Origin of the sequence: Dolichospermum flos-aquae CCAP 1403/13F, assembly GCF_012516395.1 — a bacterium.
Lineage (GTDB): Bacteria > Cyanobacteriota > Cyanobacteriia > Cyanobacteriales > Nostocaceae > Dolichospermum > Dolichospermum lemmermannii.
This window is the reverse complement of record NZ_CP051206.1, coordinates 1,261,913-1,280,467: the sequence shown is the minus strand read 5'-3', so window position 1 is coordinate 1,280,467 and position 18,555 is coordinate 1,261,913. Positions and strand designations below refer to the sequence as shown.

Annotated in this window: 21 protein-coding genes; 8 read left to right on the top strand and 13 right to left on the bottom strand. The window is 38.4% G+C overall.

The genetic code is table 11. The features are described 5' to 3' along the window. Positions 1–493: 493 nt before the first annotated feature. Complete coding sequence (locus HGD76_RS06430; RefSeq protein WP_168695290.1) at positions 494–2,212, bottom strand: ABC transporter ATP-binding protein; 1,719 nt, start codon at positions 2,210–2,212, stop codon at positions 494–496. A gap of 104 nt (positions 2,213–2,316) precedes the next feature. Then, the gene (locus tag HGD76_RS06425) at positions 2,317–2,919 is read right to left on the bottom strand and encodes a DedA family protein (RefSeq protein WP_168695289.1); all 603 of its coding nucleotides are present in this window, start codon (positions 2,917–2,919) and stop codon (positions 2,317–2,319) included. Positions 2,920–3,045: 126 nt separating this feature from the next. Here HGD76_RS06425 and HGD76_RS06420 point away from each other — a divergent pair, with 126 nt between their 5' ends. Continuing rightward, complete coding sequence (locus tag HGD76_RS06420; protein ID WP_168695288.1) at positions 3,046–3,828, top strand: ABC transporter permease; 783 nt, start codon at positions 3,046–3,048, stop codon at positions 3,826–3,828. A 110-nt stretch (positions 3,829–3,938) separates the two neighbouring features. On the opposite strand, the gene HGD76_RS06415 is transcribed toward HGD76_RS06420, so the two are convergent. From HGD76_RS06415 to HGD76_RS06400, 4 genes are all read right to left on the bottom strand, one after another. Continuing rightward, positions 3,939–4,721: a Uma2 family endonuclease gene (locus HGD76_RS06415; protein WP_233467079.1), complete on the bottom strand. Its 783-nt coding sequence runs from the start codon at positions 4,719–4,721 to the stop codon at positions 3,939–3,941. 216 nt (positions 4,722–4,937) lie between these two features. Beyond that, positions 4,938–5,309 (bottom strand): zinc ribbon domain-containing protein, encoded by a 372-nt coding sequence (locus tag HGD76_RS06410; RefSeq protein ID WP_210967734.1) that lies wholly within the window; start codon positions 5,307–5,309, stop codon positions 4,938–4,940. Between the two features lie 265 nt (positions 5,310–5,574). Beyond that, positions 5,575–6,708, bottom strand: a complete 1,134-nt coding sequence (locus HGD76_RS06405) for an ISAs1-like element ISAsp2 family transposase (RefSeq protein WP_168694588.1) — start codon at positions 6,706–6,708, stop codon at positions 5,575–5,577. 389 nt (positions 6,709–7,097) lie between these two features. Next, positions 7,098–7,760, bottom strand: coding sequence for a Uma2 family endonuclease (locus HGD76_RS06400; protein WP_168695287.1), 663 nt, complete (start codon positions 7,758–7,760; stop codon positions 7,098–7,100). A gap of 124 nt (positions 7,761–7,884) precedes the next feature. Between HGD76_RS06400 and HGD76_RS06395 the strand changes: the two genes are divergently transcribed. From HGD76_RS06395 to HGD76_RS06375, 4 genes are all read left to right on the top strand, one after another. Beyond that, entirely contained in the window at positions 7,885–8,610 is a 726-nt protein-coding gene (locus HGD76_RS06395) for a pyridoxine 5'-phosphate synthase (RefSeq protein WP_168695286.1), read from the top strand. A gap of 134 nt (positions 8,611–8,744) precedes the next feature. Further along, the gene (locus HGD76_RS06390) at positions 8,745–9,464 is read left to right on the top strand and encodes an ester cyclase (protein ID WP_168695285.1); all 720 of its coding nucleotides are present in this window, start codon (positions 8,745–8,747) and stop codon (positions 9,462–9,464) included. Positions 9,465–9,617: 153 nt separating this feature from the next. Beyond that, entirely contained in the window at positions 9,618–9,947 is a 330-nt protein-coding gene (locus HGD76_RS06385; protein ID WP_168695284.1) for an MgPME-cyclase complex family protein, read from the top strand. Positions 9,948–10,068: 121 nt separating this feature from the next. Further along, positions 10,069–10,722, top strand: a complete 654-nt coding sequence (locus tag HGD76_RS06375) for a hypothetical protein (protein WP_168695283.1) — start codon at positions 10,069–10,071, stop codon at positions 10,720–10,722. Between the two features lie 63 nt (positions 10,723–10,785). Here the strand turns inward: HGD76_RS06375 and HGD76_RS06370 are convergent, their stop codons facing one another. The 3 genes from HGD76_RS06370 to folD form a co-directional block, all read right to left on the bottom strand. Beyond that, on the bottom strand, positions 10,786–11,241 hold the full coding sequence (locus tag HGD76_RS06370) for a divergent PAP2 family protein (RefSeq protein ID WP_015079166.1): 456 nt from the start codon (positions 11,239–11,241) through the stop codon (positions 10,786–10,788). 93 nt (positions 11,242–11,334) lie between these two features. Continuing rightward, on the bottom strand, positions 11,335–12,273 hold the full coding sequence (gene crtE / locus HGD76_RS06365) for a geranylgeranyl diphosphate synthase CrtE (RefSeq protein ID WP_168695282.1): 939 nt from the start codon (positions 12,271–12,273) through the stop codon (positions 11,335–11,337). A 129-nt stretch (positions 12,274–12,402) separates the two neighbouring features. Continuing rightward, a complete protein-coding gene (gene folD, locus HGD76_RS06360) occupies positions 12,403–13,278 on the bottom strand; it encodes a bifunctional methylenetetrahydrofolate dehydrogenase/methenyltetrahydrofolate cyclohydrolase FolD (protein ID WP_168695281.1) in 876 nt (291 codons plus the stop codon). A gap of 321 nt (positions 13,279–13,599) precedes the next feature. Between folD and HGD76_RS06355 the strand changes: the two genes are divergently transcribed. Further along, positions 13,600–14,631 carry a hypothetical protein gene (locus HGD76_RS06355; protein ID WP_168695280.1) on the top strand — a complete coding sequence of 344 codons (1,032 nt, stop codon included), beginning with the start codon at positions 13,600–13,602 and terminating at the stop codon, positions 14,629–14,631. 169 nt (positions 14,632–14,800) lie between these two features. On the opposite strand, the gene HGD76_RS06350 is transcribed toward HGD76_RS06355, so the two are convergent. The 3 genes from HGD76_RS06350 to HGD76_RS06340 form a co-directional block, all read right to left on the bottom strand. Continuing rightward, complete coding sequence (locus tag HGD76_RS06350; protein ID WP_168695279.1) at positions 14,801–15,094, bottom strand: 4a-hydroxytetrahydrobiopterin dehydratase; 294 nt, start codon at positions 15,092–15,094, stop codon at positions 14,801–14,803. A 47-nt stretch (positions 15,095–15,141) separates the two neighbouring features. Further along, a complete protein-coding gene (locus tag HGD76_RS06345; RefSeq protein WP_168695278.1) occupies positions 15,142–15,402 on the bottom strand; it encodes a transporter suffix domain-containing protein in 261 nt (86 codons plus the stop codon). Between the two features lie 134 nt (positions 15,403–15,536). Next, positions 15,537–15,872 carry a XisI protein gene (locus tag HGD76_RS06340; protein WP_053537543.1) on the bottom strand — a complete coding sequence of 112 codons (336 nt, stop codon included), beginning with the start codon at positions 15,870–15,872 and terminating at the stop codon, positions 15,537–15,539. 641 nt (positions 15,873–16,513) lie between these two features. Here HGD76_RS06340 and HGD76_RS06335 point away from each other — a divergent pair. After that, positions 16,514–17,212 carry an aldehyde oxygenase (deformylating) gene (locus HGD76_RS06335; RefSeq protein ID WP_148766927.1) on the top strand — a complete coding sequence of 233 codons (699 nt, stop codon included), beginning with the start codon at positions 16,514–16,516 and terminating at the stop codon, positions 17,210–17,212. Here the strand turns inward: HGD76_RS06335 and HGD76_RS06330 are convergent. Further along, entirely contained in the window at positions 17,209–17,349 is a 141-nt protein-coding gene (locus tag HGD76_RS06330; protein WP_168694534.1) for a hypothetical protein, read from the bottom strand. The genes HGD76_RS06335 and HGD76_RS06330 overlap by 4 nt on opposite strands. 149 nt (positions 17,350–17,498) lie before the next feature. On the opposite strand from HGD76_RS06330, the gene HGD76_RS06325 reads away from it, so the two are divergent. Next, positions 17,499–18,518: a long-chain acyl-[acyl-carrier-protein] reductase gene (locus HGD76_RS06325; protein ID WP_168695277.1), complete on the top strand. Its 1,020-nt coding sequence runs from the start codon at positions 17,499–17,501 to the stop codon at positions 18,516–18,518. Positions 18,519–18,555 lie beyond the last annotated feature (37 nt).

The window sequence follows — 18,555 nt, the reverse complement described above, 5'->3', positions numbered from 1 at the left end:
AGTAAATTTTTACTATCTCTCAAGTTAGATCATTTCTGAGCAAATTCATGGCTAAAATTGTTGAAGAAACAGCTATTAATTTTGTAAAGTTTTGTATCGGACTGGGAGATTGATTTCTGGAACTACTGTCAATAAAGGGTTTGATACTAACATCTTTTTAAAGATCCAAAATTGACAATAAAAACCCAATTATGAAATTCTCCGAAATTATAGCAAATCGCGGAAAGTATTGCAACCTCGTTGATAAATAGAAAAGATTCTCAATTAATTATTAAGGAAATATAAAGGCAAATTGCTATAAGTTATAAATATCAAAAGTATTCTTAGTTTAGGATAATTTAAACTTATGATAAAGCGATGAAAACTGATCTATCTGAGAAAGAACGCTGGGGATTAAACTATGAGCATATTATTGGTTTATAGCGTTTGCAGTAGCGTCTCGTATCCCTTGCGAGAATTTCAGATCCCCGACTTCTCTAAGAAGTCGGGGATCTTATTGTTGAGCATAATACCGGGCATATCTCCCTTCTAAAGCTAATAATTCCTCATGATTTCCCGATTCGACAATTTGCCCTTTTTCCAAAACCAAAATGCGATCGCACTTCCGCACCGTTGACAATCTATGGGCAATAATTAACACCGTGCGGTTTTCCATTAATCTCTCCAAAGCCTCTTGTACCAAAGCTTCTGATTCCGAATCTAATGCCGATGTAGCTTCATCAAGGATCAAGATTTGCGGGTTGAGCAGGACTGCACGAGCGATCGCAATTCGCTGTCTTTGTCCCCCTGATAAATTCACACCTCGCTCTCCCACCCAAGTATGATAACCTTCTGGTAATTGCTGAATAAATTGATCAGCATTGGCAATTTTTGCAGATTCTTCTACTGCGTTCATATCAAAATCATTTTGTCCAAAAGCGATATTTTGGGCAATAGTTCCCGAAAACATAATTGTTTCTTGAGGAACAATGCCAATCTGTTTTCTTAAACTATTTAAAGTCACATCTCGAATATTGACACCATCTATGAAAATTTCCCCAAATTCAGGATCATAAAATCGAGGTAATAGATTCACAAAAGTAGTTTTACCAGCCCCAGAAGCACCAACCAGAGCAATAGCTTGACCTGGCATGACTAATAAACTAATATTATTTAATACAGGTTCTCCTGATTTATAGGCAAAAGTAATATGGCAATATTCAACCTTACCATTAACAGCAGGAAGGGTAATAGCATCTGGTTTTTCTAATACCGTTGGTTGAATTGCTAATAACTCAAAAACTCGATCAACCGATGCCTCACCTTGTTTAAATTCATTATAATTATTAGTAGTATGACCAATAGGATCAATTAACAAAGCTGCTGCTGTTAAATAACTAAAAAATTCACCGACAGTTAAATTACGTTGAGATATTTGCCAAGTTCCTACCATTAACAAAGATAACGCACTCACAGCTTCTAAAAATCCCACAATGGGAATTTGAATCGCTTTTAATCTTTCGACTGAATATTTAGCTTTAAAACTGCGTTCTGCTTCATGACTAAATCTATCAATTTCGTATTTTTCCGCAGCAAAAGCTTGAATTAAGCGAATCCCGCTAAAAACTTCCGTTAAAATAGCTGATAAATCAGAAATACGACTTTGACTTTTGAGAGAATATTTCCGTAAACGTTCCCCAAACCAACCAATTAAAATTCCCATAATTGGGGCAACAATTACCGTTGCTAAGGTAAGTTGCCAATTCAAATAAATCATGTAAATGGGAATAGCAATTAATTGTAAAGCACAGGGAGTAAAATCATGAAAAAGTTTATTAATAACTTCTCCCACCCTGTCAACATCTTCCGTGAGACGATAAGATAAATCTCCAGCTTTAGCAGTTTCAAAATAGCTGAGATTGAGTTTTTGTAAATGAGTATAAACCTGTTGCCGGAGATAAAAAGCGATTCTTAACGCTGCCTTAGCCATGTATAAATCTTGTACAGACTGAAAAAAGCCGCGCACAAGAAATATAGCAGCACTGATTCCGGCTAATTGAGCGATCGCTAATACATTACCATTCCCGAAGGGAACAGCCAACTTACCCGCGACATTAATCAGGGTTAAAGTTGCCAGTACATATCCCAAAATCCCTACAAAACCCTTAGCAATAGGTTGCCACTGGGTGCGGATATATGGTAACAGTTGCCAATAATTAGAACGTGTTTTCAAGTTGTCACATCCACAAAAAATATTTTCCTTTGTTTGACGCTACCAGCTTTTGGTCATATTTGGGAATAGGGATGGGTAAACTGTCATCAAAACAAAGCATTTGATCATTTATTAGCTCTATTTTCTTTAATTATATGAATAACAGATGGGAATAAAGAAACAACAACAATTAAGCCAATTATTGGTAAAAGATACTTATCTAACTGTTCCGCTGGCAAAGTTTTTCCCAGGAAAAATCCTAACAAAGTAATCCCAAATGTCCAAACAAAACCACCAATTAAGTTATAAGACATAAAAGACCGATAGTGCATAGCCCCAATACCTGCTACAATCGGCGCAAAAGTCCTCACAATTGGCATAAATCTAGCTAAGACAATTGTTTTTTTCCCATGCTTTTCATAAAAATCTTGAGTTTTCACAATATGTTTTTTACGAAATAACCAAGAATCATCCTTCTCAAATAATTTTCTGCCAAATTTATGCCCTGTAAAATACCCGACATTATCACCTAATACAGCACAAAAAAACGCACCAAAAATCAGTACCCAAATATTTAGCAAGTTTTGAGAAGCAACAAATCCAGCCGTAAATAGTAAACTATCACCAGGGAGAAAAAACCCAATCAATAAACCAGATTCAGCAAAGATAATTCCCCATACTCCAAAATAACCCAGCGATTTAATTAATTCCGGTAAATTAAAGTGCATAAAATCCGATTTGCTTAAGAAGTTGCATTCAACATTTTAACGTTCATAAATTATAAAAATACCAAATAAGATTAAGTTTAGATAAAATTATTTTATATTCAAGAGATATTGGGGTAAAGGCGAGAAATGGCAAGATATTTAAAAGTGTTGAGATTATTTTGGAATGCTGCCATTGCGGCAGAAATGGAATATCGTATTAATTTTATCATTTCTGCTTTCAGTAGCTTAGGTAATTTAGTAGGTAGTATCTTTGGTTTGTTCCTATTTTACCGCACAGGCTACACTTTTACGGGGTGGTCATGGGACGCAGCTTTAGTAGTCTTAGGAATTTTCACCCTATTACAAGGCTTTTCGTCTACCTTCCTTGCTCCCAACTTAAATCGGATTGTGCGTCATGTCCAAGAAGGGACCTTAGACTTTGTATTATTAAAACCTATTCGTAGTCAGTTTTGGTTATCTATTCATACCCTTTCCCTCTGGGGAATACCAGATTTAATCTTAGGTTTGCTCATCATTGGCTACGCTGGTAGAAAACTTAACTTAGGAATTGACAAATACTTACTGACTATTTTTCCCTTGGCTTGCGGTTTAGTCATTCTTTACAGCCTGTGGTTTATCCTCAGCGCAACAAGTATTTGGTTTGTTAAAATATACAACGTCACAGAAGTATTAAGAGGGTTTCTAGATGCTGGAAGATATCCAATTACAGCCTATCCGGCGGCTTATCGCTTCTTCTTTACCTTTATAGTTCCAGTAACTTTTTTAACTACAGTTCCAGCCCAGTCTCTGTTAGGTCAAATTCAGTTTACCTGGTGGCTAGGTGCGGGATTTTTAGCAATTGTCTTATTCTTTATTTCTACTCAGTTTTGGCGGTTTGCTCTCCGTTTTTATACCAGTGCTTCCAGTTGATTATACAGCAGGAGTGAGCAGGCAAAAATTAAGATCCCCGACTTCTAACGACAAATCGCAATTTCTAGAGATGATGACAGCAGAAGTCGGGGATTTGGGAAACCTGACGATTACAAGATATCTGGATCTTCACCCAATTCTCGTAATCTGGCAGCCAACCTATCTGCTTTTGCCTTAGCCTCCTCCTCTCGTGCCTTAGCCGCTTTTGCTTGCGATTTAGCTGCTTCCTCTGGTAATAAAACTAGATTACCAGCAACATCATAAAACCGCGCCCAAATTGTAGTTTCCCTTTCTACCGTTCCTTCCCAAGTTCCCAACCATAAACCTAAACGTCTACTCCATAGCCAACCATGTTCATTAGGAATTAACGGCTGGTACTTTTGATTATCATCTAAATGCCATCCTTGTAAAGAACGAGGATTAAATGGATCATAGACAAAATAATCCGAGGTACGAAAAGTCTGTTCATAAAGGTCTTTTTTAATGCCTTTATCTATTGCTGCCGTAGAAGGTGACATTAATTCCACAATTACATCAGGATAGCGACCATTCTCGTCCCAAACCACCCAACCTTGTCGAGTGTTAGTACCATCAATATTGAGAACAGCAAAGAAATCGGGACCGCGAAAATCACGATTACGAACCTGGGTGCTGCTGTAATAAATAAACATATTGCCCCCAGTAAAATAATCATTGCGATCGCACCAAAGCTGCTGCAATGATCGGATAAGGACATTCATTCCAGTCCGATGTCTATATGATTCCAAGGGTTCACCATCATCAAATATTAAGTCTGTTGGTGGGTCATGGGTTTCACCATCGTCAAACACATAATAAGTGGATGAGTCATGGACTTCCCTGTCCACAATGGCTAGATTCTTTTCGGTAGTCATGAGTGATTATCGCCTTTTTCATCAAGCCTAAACTTCTATATTGACACTCCCCGGTCTAAAGACGCGGGGATTCTTAAGATTTTACAATCCTAATATCCTGTTCACACAGGTTCCCAGACTCAGTACGTTTGCACAAAAGTGCGTGCTGATACCGCCAGTTGCTCTACTTGGGGAGACCCCAAGACCGCACTGGCTCATCTTCTGGGCGTTTAGCTGTTAAACAGCAAGTTTCGCGGAGTCCCCACGTACTATTTTGAAACCTCTATCTCTGATAGTCTTTGCAGCACCAATATCGGCGTGTTCGTGATATCCGCATTCCGTACAAATGAATTTCTCACCATCACGGTTTGACTTATCAGTATGCCCACAATTCCTACATTCTTGACTGGAGTATTTAGGATTAATCTTAATTACAACTTTTCCTTGCTTTACAGCGAGATACTCAATTTTTAAAATTAAATCACTCCAACTTGCATCAGAAATAGAACGGTTTAATCCTTTTTTTCTAGATTGCCCATTCTTTAAAAATCTCCCTGTTTTTTCATCGGTTTTAACTTGGCAACGCCTCAACATACAGGGGAAACGCATCTAAATTATCTTGACAGAATACTATATTAGTGCATCAATATGGGAAAATATCTAACTTCATTCAAAATCTGATAAATTCCTTTATTAAAATTATAAAAATTTCATAAATTTAGAGTAATTATTTATTTTTAATGATGGATTTATTTTGTTCAGTTCTATATATTAATATCTATATTTTTTGGCATCAAAAATATAGATTCTATTGTAGAATCAACAGAAAAATAAATTGGTTATATTTATATTTGTCTATATTTTCTGATTTTTATCAGATACATTCTAAAATCTTCTCTAAATATTCATCATCCCATCCTGCACAAAACTGCTTACTTTTAGTTCCTAGTTTTTGGCTTTTTTCTTTTCCTAAAAGATTAACTGCTATATGACGAATAACTGCAAAGTTTTGTGGTGCATTATCCTTTCTTATCCGACAATCATCTTCTCTAAAAGCTACATCTAAAACCCAGTGTAATGAATTCTCTATACCCCAATGAGTGCGGACTGATTCTCCTAGTAATTTCGCATTATTTGTCAAACTACTTATATAATAGCCTGTCTCAACCTTCGTTTTTCCATTAACTTTTCGTATATATTCTACCATTCCTACACTTTGAAGATTTACCCATTTCTTATCAGTATCTATTCTTTCTTCTATGTCTGATAACATGAGATAATGACGAATCTCTTCTCTTCCATGTTTGTCTTCTTTTGTATGAAATTCACTATATTTGAATCCCTCAAACCCTTTAGATATAGCTTCTTTGAAGATTTCTTCTACATTCTTATATAAATTACCTTGATTCTTTTTGAGTGCGATAATATATTCGCCTGATTTTTCTGCAATTGATTTTACTATCTCTTTTTGACACCCCATCGCATCAATCGTTACTAAACATCCGGCTATATCTAATACTTTAATTAATTCCGGTATGGCTGTTATTTCATTTGACTTTTCTTCTACTTTACATTGTCCTAATACTAATTTATTACTAGTTGCCCATGCACTTACCATGTGAATCGCACCTTTATCCTTTCCTTTATCATATGAATGCCTTAATGTTTTCCCATCTATTGCTATGACTTCTCCTTCTGTAATTTTATTGATAGATTTTATCCAACTCAAAAAACAATTCTGAAATTGTTGCGGATCTATTCTCGCAAATACTCTGGCGAATGTATCATGAGATGGAATCCCGTTTGGAAGTTCTAAAAATTGTTTTAGCCATTTTTCTTTCTTTTTTCCATAAGCCTCCATCAATACCCAACTATCTACTCCACAGATCACTGCACAAATCGCAATGGTTACTATATCTATTAATTTATGCCTTTTTGTTCTCTCAACTCTTTTATCTTCTAAATCTTTAAAGTGATCTACTATTGTGATTTTTGGTGGTAGCTTCATTTTGTGAATTTTGTCTCTTTAGTTTTATTGAGAATACCACTTCAACTCATTTTATTGATTCTTATAGAAACGAATTTACCATCAAATTTTCTTCATACTCATTTATTGGCTTGATATTAACATGGTAATACTGCCCTTTTTATCTATTCATAGAAGTTACATTTTGTCAAAAAAAATTAGATGCGTTTCCCCTGGATATGATCCTAGTTTCCTGATCAAAGTTCAACAAAAACCTGGAACTGATAAATACGAGTTTGTGCCAATTCCTTAATTTTACAACTTTACTAAATAGCGATTATACTAAACACGGGTGAGATTTAAACTTTTGCCAAATGACAAAGAACCCAGATGTGTAGGGGTTTAGCACTGCTAAACCCCTACGTTTAGAATCAAACAATCAAGCCGTTTTGAGTATACAAATTATCCTTAACCCAATTCCTAAAATTCCGCATAGCCTGACTTCTCCCAATAGTTAAACACTGCCGTACATACTCATTAACTAATTCAATAATAGGAATATTAGGAAAATTAGGACTAGATTGAGATTTTATATATTTCCCTTCCCGTAACAAGAAAATCTCCAAAACTTGTTGTTGATATCGCCAAAGTTCAGGAACTCCCAAAATCTCATAATTATCAAATCGAGTCCGAGAAGTAATATCAATTTCAATAGCCAAATCTGGTGGTGGATCTATATTTAAATCAATGCGATTTTTGCCAATTACAGCAGCTTGATTTTGAATATAAAAACTGGTATCTGGTTCTACAGCTTGTCTCATTCTTTCATTTTTAAGTGTTGTCGAACCAAAAGGCTCAAAATCAATTTCTAATTTATCTAATAAAATTCTGACTAATTCACCAAATATCTCTTTATCTTTTTCATGTTCAGGTAAAGGAACCATAATTTCTAACCAACCATCACTATAAGAAATACGCGCTGCACGCCTTTCTCCCATTTCTTCTAAAATATTTTCCAACTTCTGCCAACTAATATCCTTGAGTAACATTTGTTGACCAGGATTGACAATAATTTGTTGCAGTTCTAAAAGCATATCGCCTCAAAGATTATCCAAGTTTTTAAGAATTATCTTTCTTTATAATATGACCATTCACCCCTAGAATTGGTATTTCCTGTAAAATTAACATCTGAGAACCGTTAAACAGGAGAAACCAGGCGTGCCTACACTCGGTGTTAATATTGACCATATCGCTACCATTCGTCAAGCACGGCGGACAGTAGAACCAGACCCTATAGCAGCAGCAGTATTAGCAGAATTAGCAGGTGCTGATGGCATTACCGCCCATTTGCGCGAAGATAGAAGACATATTCAAGATCGAGACGTACGGCTATTGCGACAAACAGTGAGAACCCATTTAAACTTAGAAATGGCAGCAACCCCGGAAATGTTAGCGATCGCCCTAGATATCAAACCCGATTATGTTACCCTAGTACCAGAAAAGCGGGAAGAAGTAACAACAGAAGGTGGTTTAAATATTGTCGGACAAATTGCTAGAATAGGAGAGATAGTTGATAAACTACAAAACGCCGGCATTCCCGTTAGTTTGTTTATTGATGCCGAACCACCACAAATTGAGGCATCTGTCAAGGTAAAAGCCAAATTTATTGAACTACATACAGGGCAATATGCGGAAGCCAAAGACGAAACAACTCGGCAAAAAGAACTAACTTTATTAGCCCAAGGCTGTGAACAAGCCATTAAAGCTGGGTTGCGGGTGAATGCCGGTCATGGACTCACATACTGGAATGTTTACCCCATTGCCGCCCTTCCAGGCATGGAGGAACTCAATATTGGTCATACTATCATCAGTCGGGCAGCTTTAGTAGGTATAGAAAGAGCAGTCCGGGAAATGAAAGAAGCAATGTCACTTCGTTCCAATTAAAAATTAATAAATTAAAAATTAAAAAGGGTTTCTTCTTTTTTAATTTTTAATTCTCAATTTTGAATTTCTTCCAGAGGGGTTGTAGCTGCGTAATTCCAGAAAATTAGAGTCACATTTGGAAACTTCAACCTACTATGACTTCTCAACAGTCTAACAACCTGCCCCTATGGGTACAAGATAGAAACAAGGTAATTGCAGCCAGCACTGATGCTCAATGGCGCAATCAAAAACCCCCTGACTATAGCCGTTCTCAGCAAAACCTAGCAAAAGAGAGTATCCACCATCATCTCGAAGGTACACTAGAAGCTATAGTTGAAAATCTGGTGAGAACCTTTGAAATGGAAGTGTCATGGAAAACTAACCCCGCACAGTGGTTATCTATCGTCAATGACAAATTCCGGGTAACAAGCAATGGTGGTCAAGAATACACCGCTGCCGAATTAGGTAAATCAGGTACTTATAATTTATTTATGGCTGATTCTGAACATTACAAAGCTTCAGAGGAAAGTTTTGAATCATCCCATGATATCTTTCATAGTACCTTTCCTCAAGGATTTCCCTGGGAAGTATTGGCAGTTTATTCTAGTCCTCCCAATGTTACATTTAAATGGCGACACTGGGGACATTTTCAGGGTAAGTATAAAGATTATGCACCCACAGGGAAAACAGTTGAAATTATCGGTATGAGTGTTGCTCATGTCACCGAAGATTTAAAAATTGTTTCCTTAGAACACTATTTTGATAATGCCCTATTTTTAGAAAGCCTGACAGCAGGTGGCAAACTAGAAAATAGTGAAAATAAGAGCGGTGGTTGTCCTTTTGGTTCTTGGTTTCAGGGATTGAAGAAAAGTTAATCGCTCAGGGTACAGATTCAACACTGCGCCCTAAAATTATAGCAGATCCCCGACTTCTGTTTTCATGATGTTAATAAATGATGAATTAATACTAGAAGTCGGGCATATTACCACAGTAACCTAAAACTATAGATTAGTCAGCAAGCAAAGAAAATGCAAACATACTATTACGTTTTGGCCAGTCAACACTTTCTTATGGAACAAGAACCGATAGACGAAGTTCTCAAAGAACGGACTCGTAACTATCATGAACAAGAAAAAGAAATTGATTTTTGGTTAGTTAAGCAACCCGCTTTTTTAGAAACACCAAAAATGGCAGGTATTAAAAAGAAATGTCCCCAACCTGCGGCAGCCATTATTTCCACCAATTCGCAATTTATAACTTGGCTAAAACTGCGGTTAGAGTATGTGATTACTGGAGAATTCTCCGCCCCTAGCGACACTATACCAAATCCATTAGCATCCCTTATTAGGGTTTCTTAATAGGGAACAGAGAACGGGGAACGGGGAACGGGGAATATATAAGAATTTCACCTCTTCCCCAATTACCAATTACCAATTACCAATTACCAATTACCAATTACCAATTACCAATTACCAATTTATGCAAATATTAACAATCTTACCAAGTGCCTTATTACTAGCAGTTACTCCCTTAATTAGCAATATCAATCCTGTTATTGCTCAACAAAATCTTACTAATTGTCAACCACCAAATGCGGGAGAATATTTATTATTAGTAGTAAGTCCCACAACTGAAAATCAAAAGCAGTTGCGTAGTGCATTACCGACTGAATTAAAAACAGTTACTTGCAAATATAATAATCAAACAGTAACGCGAATTGGTGGGTTTAAAAATATTGATGATGCCAATCGCTGGGCAAGGTATATTCAGAATATAGTTGGTTTATCTGCCATTATTACCACTCGCGCTACACAACAAGCACCTCAACAAGCACCTCAAACAACACCAAAATTACCAACTTCAAAAATCACCTATAACCCCAAAATATTAGGGGAAGGTTATGCAATTCTGGTTGATTATTTTAACCGTCCAGAAATGGTTAGTAGCCTGCAAAAATCCGTAGAAGGTAATGTGGGTTTTGTCTCCTATGGACAACGCCCTTACCTGTTGGCAGTTTATACTACCAATCAAAAGGAAGCATATAACACATTACAAAAACTCAGCGAAAGCGGATTTGTAGCCATATTAGCAGATGGTCGCAAAGTAGTGTTACTGCGCTCAACCGTCCGTTAAGAGTTGTCAGTTGTCAGTTGTCAGTTGTCAGTTGTTCGTTGTTTGTTCACCAATGACCAATAACTAATAAACAGCCCGTGCTAACCAAGAAATAGCTACACCTAAAACTGAACCAGCGATAACTTGAACTGGTGTATGTCCTAATAATTCCTTGAGACGGTCTTGAAAAAAGTCCGGTTTTTCATGGAATAATTCATCAATCATTTGATTGAGGATTTTTGCTTGCTTACCAGCAGCTTGACGCACTCCAGCGGCATCATACATAACGATGATAGCAAAAACTGTAGCTAGAGCAAATTCTGGAGATGCCCAACCTAAAGTTTGGCCAACACCGTCTGCTAGGGCTGTTACTAGGGCTGAATGGGCGCTGGGCATACCTCCAGTAGTTACTAAAACACGCACGTTTAATTTACGATGTTTGACTAACTCAACGATAAGCTTTAATCCTTGAGCTACAAAACAAGCTACAAGCGCAACCAGCAGCACCCGGTTGTTAACAATTTCGCCTATGTCCTGCATGGTATTTTGGTGAAGTTAGTAAGTGTAAGCAGTGATTGTATGGAGGAAAAACGGCAGTAGAAGCCAAAATTTAGTTAAAATCCACAATTGGGCTTAGTTATTGCGGCTGATGATAAAGTGAGCGAGCGCTTGCAAAGGAATGGCTTTTTCACCATAGGATGCTAATTCAGCACAAGCTTCAGCAACTAAATGTTGAGCTTTAGCGCGAGATTCTTCAATTCCCCACAGACTAGGATAGGTGACTTTCTGGGCTGTGAGATCCTTACCAGCGGTTTTACCTAACTGCTCTTGGGTAGCAGTGATATCCAGAATATCATCAATGATTTGGAAAGCCAGACCGATATTTTGAGAATAACGAGTTAATTTTTGCACATCTTCGGCAGATGCACCAGCAATAATTCCCCCACAAACTACACAAGCTTCTAACAAAGCTGCGGTTTTATGATTATGAATAAAATTCAGGGTTTCTAAGGAAATATCTGACTTACCTTCCGATTCCAAATCTACCACTTGACCACCGACTAAGCCAGCCGCACCCAAGGCTTTACCCAGGCGAATGATGACTTGTAAAACTCTATCCCTAGGTACATTTGTAGGAGTTTGGGCGGCTACGTGTTCAAAAGCTAAAGCCAATAAACCATCTCCTGCCAAAATAGCCACATCTTCACCATAAACTTTATGATTTGTGAGTTTACCGCGACGATAATCATCATTATCCATGGCGGGTAAATCATCATGAATCAATGACATGGTGTGGATCATTTCTACTGCACAGGCTGTAGCCATAGCCATTTCTATTGTGCCACCAATCATGTCAGCAGTCGCAAGACAGAGAATAGGACGAACTCGTTTCCCTCCAGCTAAGAGAGAATAGCGCATGGCTTCATAAATCTTTTCTGGATAAACGACGGTAATGGAATTATCCAAAGCCTGTTCGCAAAGCTGTTGTCGTTGTTTGAGATAGGTAGCGAGGTTAAAACTAGCCGACTCTGATTTTTTTGGGGTTTCCAATCTTTTATCCGTTGCTACCATGCTTTGTATTCCTCTTGACTGTTCAAAATATTGGGCTGTTTGTGATCTGTTTACCAATTTTACGGGGCTTTGGGGCGGAAACACTCACGGTTTTGGTGAGTAATCATGAATATTCACAAAAATTATTTCTCAGTTGCCTGTGGTTTGTAAATAGCTAGAAACAGTATTTTGCAATAACATGGCTACTGTCATTGGACCGATACCACCAGGAACAGGAGTAATATATTCTGCCACATTAGCGATCGCTTCAAACTGAACATCACCAACTAACCGACTTTTACCATTGCTATCTGTAACCCGATTTATTCCCACATCTACCACAACTGCGCCCGGTTTTACCATCTGGGCATTAATCATTCCCGGAATCCCGGTGGCAGCAATGAGAATATCCGCATCTTTGGTAATATCTTGTAAATCCTGGGTTTTGGAATGGGCAATTGTGACTGTGGCATTAGCTGCTAATAACATCAAAGCCATCGGTTTCCCTACTAAAATACTCCGTCCTACGACTACGGCTTTTTTGCCCTGTAAAGGAATTCTATATTCTGCTAACAATCGCATCACACCGGCAGGAGTACAACTCCGTAAACCGGTTTCACCTCGTACCAGTCTTCCTAAGTTCACAGGGTGGAGTCCGTCAGCGTCTTTATCCGGGGCAATTTGATGTAGTAGACTGACAGCATCTAAATGATTGGGAAGGGGTAGCTGGACTAAAATCCCATCTACTTGATCATCTGCGTTGAGTTGGGCAATTACTTCCTCTAGTTCGGTTTGGCTGGTTTCGGGAGGAAAGTGTTTACCAAAAGAGGTAATTCCGACTTTGGCACAGGATTTTTCTTTGTTGCGAACATAAGCGGCTGATGCGGGGTTATCTCCCACCATTAATACCGCTAATCCAGGCGATCGCCCAATTTTACTTTGTAATTTGGCAATAGTCTCACTAAGTTCTTGCTGAATTTTATCGGCTAATGCTTTACCATCAAGGATTTTCGCAGTTTGTTTCATAAGGGAATAGGTGACAGGTGACAGAGAATTGTTTCTTATTTAGTGCTTACGCACAAATCACGGAATAACGATAGCGAAGCGTGGCGTTAGCCATACCACAGAGTCACAGAGGACACGGAGAAATGAGGGTTTCAGAGATATTTTCCGTAAGTCCTGTTATTTTTGTCTGTTCTGCACTTTCGTCCCTTCATTTTCTCATTTTCCCAGTCCCCTAAAATTTAATTTTTAAAGTAAAATACTTACTTGCTTGATTCACCAATTGTCAAAATAGTAAATTGCGTGAATATAAGCTAAATCGCATACCCCAACCAGCTATCCATCGTGCAAGATACCGACTCTATGAATGACATTGCTGCTGCACTCCAACAGCCAGCAGATTTAGACTTTGCATTACCTGATCCAGAAGATGAACAAATTCCTGAGTCCGACTTTTTACAACAACTTGATGTAGCATGGCAGGTATGCGATCGCTTTGATTTACAAACAGAAATTTGGCGTGGTCGCATTTTACGCGCTATCCGTGACCGAGAGAAAAAGGGCGGAGATGGACGCGGTGCGGGTTTTCTTAAATGGCTCAAAGAACGCGAAATCAGTAAGACTCAAGCCTATAGTTGGATTCAATTAGCCAATAGTGCTGATACCTTGATATCAGATGGCAAACTGAACCCAGATACGGTTAATAACTTTAGTAAACGGGCATTTGTAGAAACCGCCAAAGCGTCTCCAGAAGTACAACAGATGGTCAGTGAAGCTGCGGAGAAAGGCGATCGCATTACCCGCAGAGAAGTCCGTCAACTCAGTGACGAATGGACAGCCATGTCCTCCGATTTATTACCAGAAGAAGTTAGGGAAAAAGCCGCAGATAACAGTCTGCCACCGCGCTACATTGCCCCTCTGGTCAAGGAAATGGAAAAACTGCCCGAATTGCACCAAAAGGCATTACAAAGGGATATAGCCGCCAATCCTGATGTTGATACTGTCAAACAAGCTACCTCAGAAGCCCGACAATTAGCCAAATATCTCAAATCTGCGGCTCAAGTGCAAGCGTTAATAGCGGAAGACGTAGATATTGAAACTGCATTAGAAGAAGCTCAACGAGTCGGTTGTTTAAGCATTGCTGCTGACTTGGTAAATCAAGCATCGCAAATTGAACAAACCATTGGCAAATTGTATATGACCTGGAAAAAAATTAGTAGTTTATCGGACAGGTTATATGTAGATACTGGTGCAAGTACGCCTAATTTGCGATCGCTCCTCACCTGCATAGAACCCCTCGGTGGCGAAATCATGGAACTGCAATTAAGCGGTACAACAGAACACACAATTAGATTACAGATTCAGGAAACGAGTTAATCATTTGTAGGGATTTACACACCCGCCCTGAAATGAATTATGGCTTACGCCACGCTACGCTATCAGGGCTAATAGCCAAAGTTTACTCAAGTAAACTAAGTATTTTTAGTCATCTTTAGATGACTTTTGCTATGAGACTGGGAATTCATTCCCAGGCGGGCTTTTAGAATTACGGATGATAAATTTCCTCCATTTTCTTCGCCAGTTCTACATCCAAATCACTGATAGCATTACCGATGTCATGAGTAACAAGATTTACCTTAACTGTGTTGTAAACATTAAACCATTCGGGGTGATGTCCCATTTTTTCCGCATGAACACCCACACTAACCATCCAACCTAACGCAGTTGCAAAGGAGCTAAATTTATATTCTTTGTATAATTTACCTTCTTTAATTTGCCATCCTGGTAAACTATTGAGGGCTAATGTTAGTTCTGCTTCGCTCAATTTTTGTGCTGCCATTTTCCTAACCTACATAGAGATTTATAAATACTGATTCTACCTAATTATCATCTTTTTCTATTTTTCCGCTTCCATCTTTTGACGAGTATATTTAGATAACGGAAATTTAAATAACGGCGATACTTTTGCACTACTTCTTTCCCCACCAACAGAGTACCTGGCCAAAATAGAACTTCAGCCAAAACTAATAACGCTGGAACTAATATAGCTTTTTGGGCGAGAGAAATTGGCAAAAATGGCACTATCACAGCAATGATCAGCCACGGTAAAAATGAGATGATAATTAACACTAAACCAAACTTTTGCATATTTTCTAATGATGACGGAATCTGAGTTTAGTATTTTTGTATGTTTAGCTGGAGTGGTTTAACTTACATTGTAGGTTTTTTTGTTTCATTCAAAGGAAAGAAATCCTGATTCTGACAACTGAAGCATTCAAAAATCAAGCTACACCATAACCAGTATAAGGGCGTTTGTAGGGTGGTTGTAAACCAAAAACAATATCTTCTTTTTGTATTCCCATATTTACAAGTTCTTGAGCTAAATCTGATTCTGTCATATTTTGTTGAATCCAGATTTTGTTATCTTTAATATCGAAATGAATGACACTATGATAAACCCTTCTTAAATCATCCCAACCAACACGCATAAGTTGATAATGATCATGAGTAGTATCAAAAATTAGTTCATTATCTATTTCGTCATATTTGGGCTTAAATTTACCATGTTCTTTGAGGATGGTTTGAATACACTGACGATAATGTTCTATGTTAGCCATTGTATGATTACCTCCTGATCTGGATTATATACTATGATTTTAAACGGCTATCGTAGCAATTGTCACTGCTGCTATCACTAACGAACAACTATTGGTAAACTGCTCTTATAACTCCAATAAAGCCAACTATACTTTGCTTAATTCCAACCTGGTTGTAAATACTAAAGGTTTAAATCAATCATTCCACTCACCAATTAAGATCAAGCCGAAGTGAAAATTGGAAAAGCCGTAACTGCGATCGCTACTAAGGTAGAATTAGCAAAGGCCAGTAAAAACTTCCCTTGTCCCTACCCCCCGGTAATTGGCTAAAGTCCAATTATTGTGGCCACCCCCTGCTGTTTCTCACCCCCCCAAAGAGGTCAGAAAAACCACAATTAGCGGCAGTAACCCTATAAATGCACTTGTTAGCGCTACTAACAGGCTCAACAAATTGGCATTTTTTTAGATTCCAGTTTAGCTTGGACATTGGCTATGACTCCATACATTTGTTTTTCTGGTAGTACAACCATCAGTAAAAACTAATTTAATAACTATAGTTTCTTGTTAAGTTAAATTAAATCACAGTGATAATTACCCCAAATTGATCGGGTAATTTAAGTTTTTGTATTAAATAATTCATGGACAACGGAGTAACACCGAATATGCAGCAGCTTGTAGACCAAATTGAAAAAATTGATTTCCAAAGCGAAATATATAAAGATGCTTATAGCCGCATCAATGCCATTGTCATTGAGGGGGAACAAGAGGCCCACGAAAATTACATTACATTAGCGAAACTGCTGCCAGCACAGGAAGAGGAATTAATTCGTCTCTCGAAAATGGAAAGTCGCCACAAAAAAGGTTTTGAAGCCTGTGGACGGAATTTAAAAGTGACTCCAGATTTAGTATTCGCTAAAAAGTTTTTCTTGGGACTACACGACAATTTTCAAACCGCAGCCGAAGAAGGTAAAGTCGTTACTTGCCTTTTGATTCAATCATTAATTATCGAATGTTTTGCGATCGCTGCCTATAATATCTACATTCCCGTAGCTGATGATTTCGCTCGTAAAATCACAGAAGGAGTTGTAAAAGAAGAATACAGCCATCTTAACTTTGGTGAAGTGTGGTTGCAAGAAAACTTTACAGAATCTCAAGCCGAATTAGAAGCAGCAAACCGCCAAAATCTGCCCATTGTCTGGAAAATGCTGAACGAAGTAGCAGACGATGCCAAAGTCTTAGCAATGGAAAAAGATGCTTTAGTAGAAGACTTTATGATTCAATACGGTGAAGCACTAAGTAACATTGGCTTTACCACCCGTGACATCATGCGTCTTTCTGCCTACGGACTGGCAACCGTTTAATAACTGCCCACAGGGGTGACGACTTTGTTACCCCAGGGAAGTAGGGGAGGTAGGGGAAGTAGGGGAGGTAGGGGAAGTAGGGGAGGTAGGGGAAGTAGGGGAGGTAGGGGAGTAATAGTTCTGTAGTCAACCGTCAACTGTGAACATTGACCCCTTATGTAGTATTTTTAATAGTTAGATACTATAGTTTGCGATTTCTCCAAAATCCAAAATCTCAAATCCAAAGTTGGTATTGCCCACTAATTCCACAGTTTTGCACGACAGCACACGCCTAATATATCACTCCATGTTTGGTTTAATTGGACATCTGACTAGTTTAGAACACGCTCAATCAGTAGCTCAAGAATTGGGATATCCAGAATATGCCGATCAAGGGCTAGACTTTTGGTGTAGCGCCCCGCCGCAAATAGTTGATCATATCACTGTCACCAGTATCACCGGGCAGAAAATAGAAGGAAAGTATGTAGAATCTTGCTTTTTGCCAGAAATGCTGGCCAATCGTCGTATTAAAGCTGCCACGCGGAAAATTCTCAACGCTATGGCTCATGCTCAAAAGCATGGCATTGATATTACAGCTTTGGGAGGATTTTCCTCAATTATTTTTGAGAACTTTAATTTAGAGCAGTTCAAACAAGTCCGCAATATTAACCTAGATTTTGAACGCTTCACCACAGGCAATACTCATACAGCTTACATTATTTGTCGGCAAGTAGAAGAAGCCTCTAAACAACTAGGGATTGAATTGTCCAAAGCAACTGTAGCTGTGTGCGGTGCAACGGGGGATATTGGTAGCGCAGTCACCCGCTGGCTAGATAAAAAAACAGATGTCCAAGAATTACTATTAATTGCTAGAAATCAAGAACGTCTCCAAGAACTGCAAGCAGAACTAGGACGCGGTAAAATCATGGGATTACAGGAAGCATTACCCCAAGCGGATATTGTCGTTTGGGTGGCGAGTATGCCCAAAGGCGTAGAAATTGACCCGAGAACATTAAAACAACCCTGTCTATTGATTGATGGTGGCTATCCTAAAAACTTAGGCACAAAAATTCAGCACCCAGGGGTGTATGTGTTAAATGGTGGCATTGTGGAGCATTCCCTAGATATTGACTGGAAAATTATGAAAATTGTCAATATGGATGTGCCAGGTCGGCAATTATTTGCTTGTTTTGCAGAATCAATGCTATTGGAATTTGAGAAGTTATATACAAACTTTTCTTGGGGGCGTAATCAGATTACCGTAGACAAAATGGAGCAAATTGGTCGTGTGTCCATTAAACACGGTTTTAGACCATTGCTAGTTTAGTCATTAGTCAGTGGTCAGTGGTCAGTGGCAAAGAAAA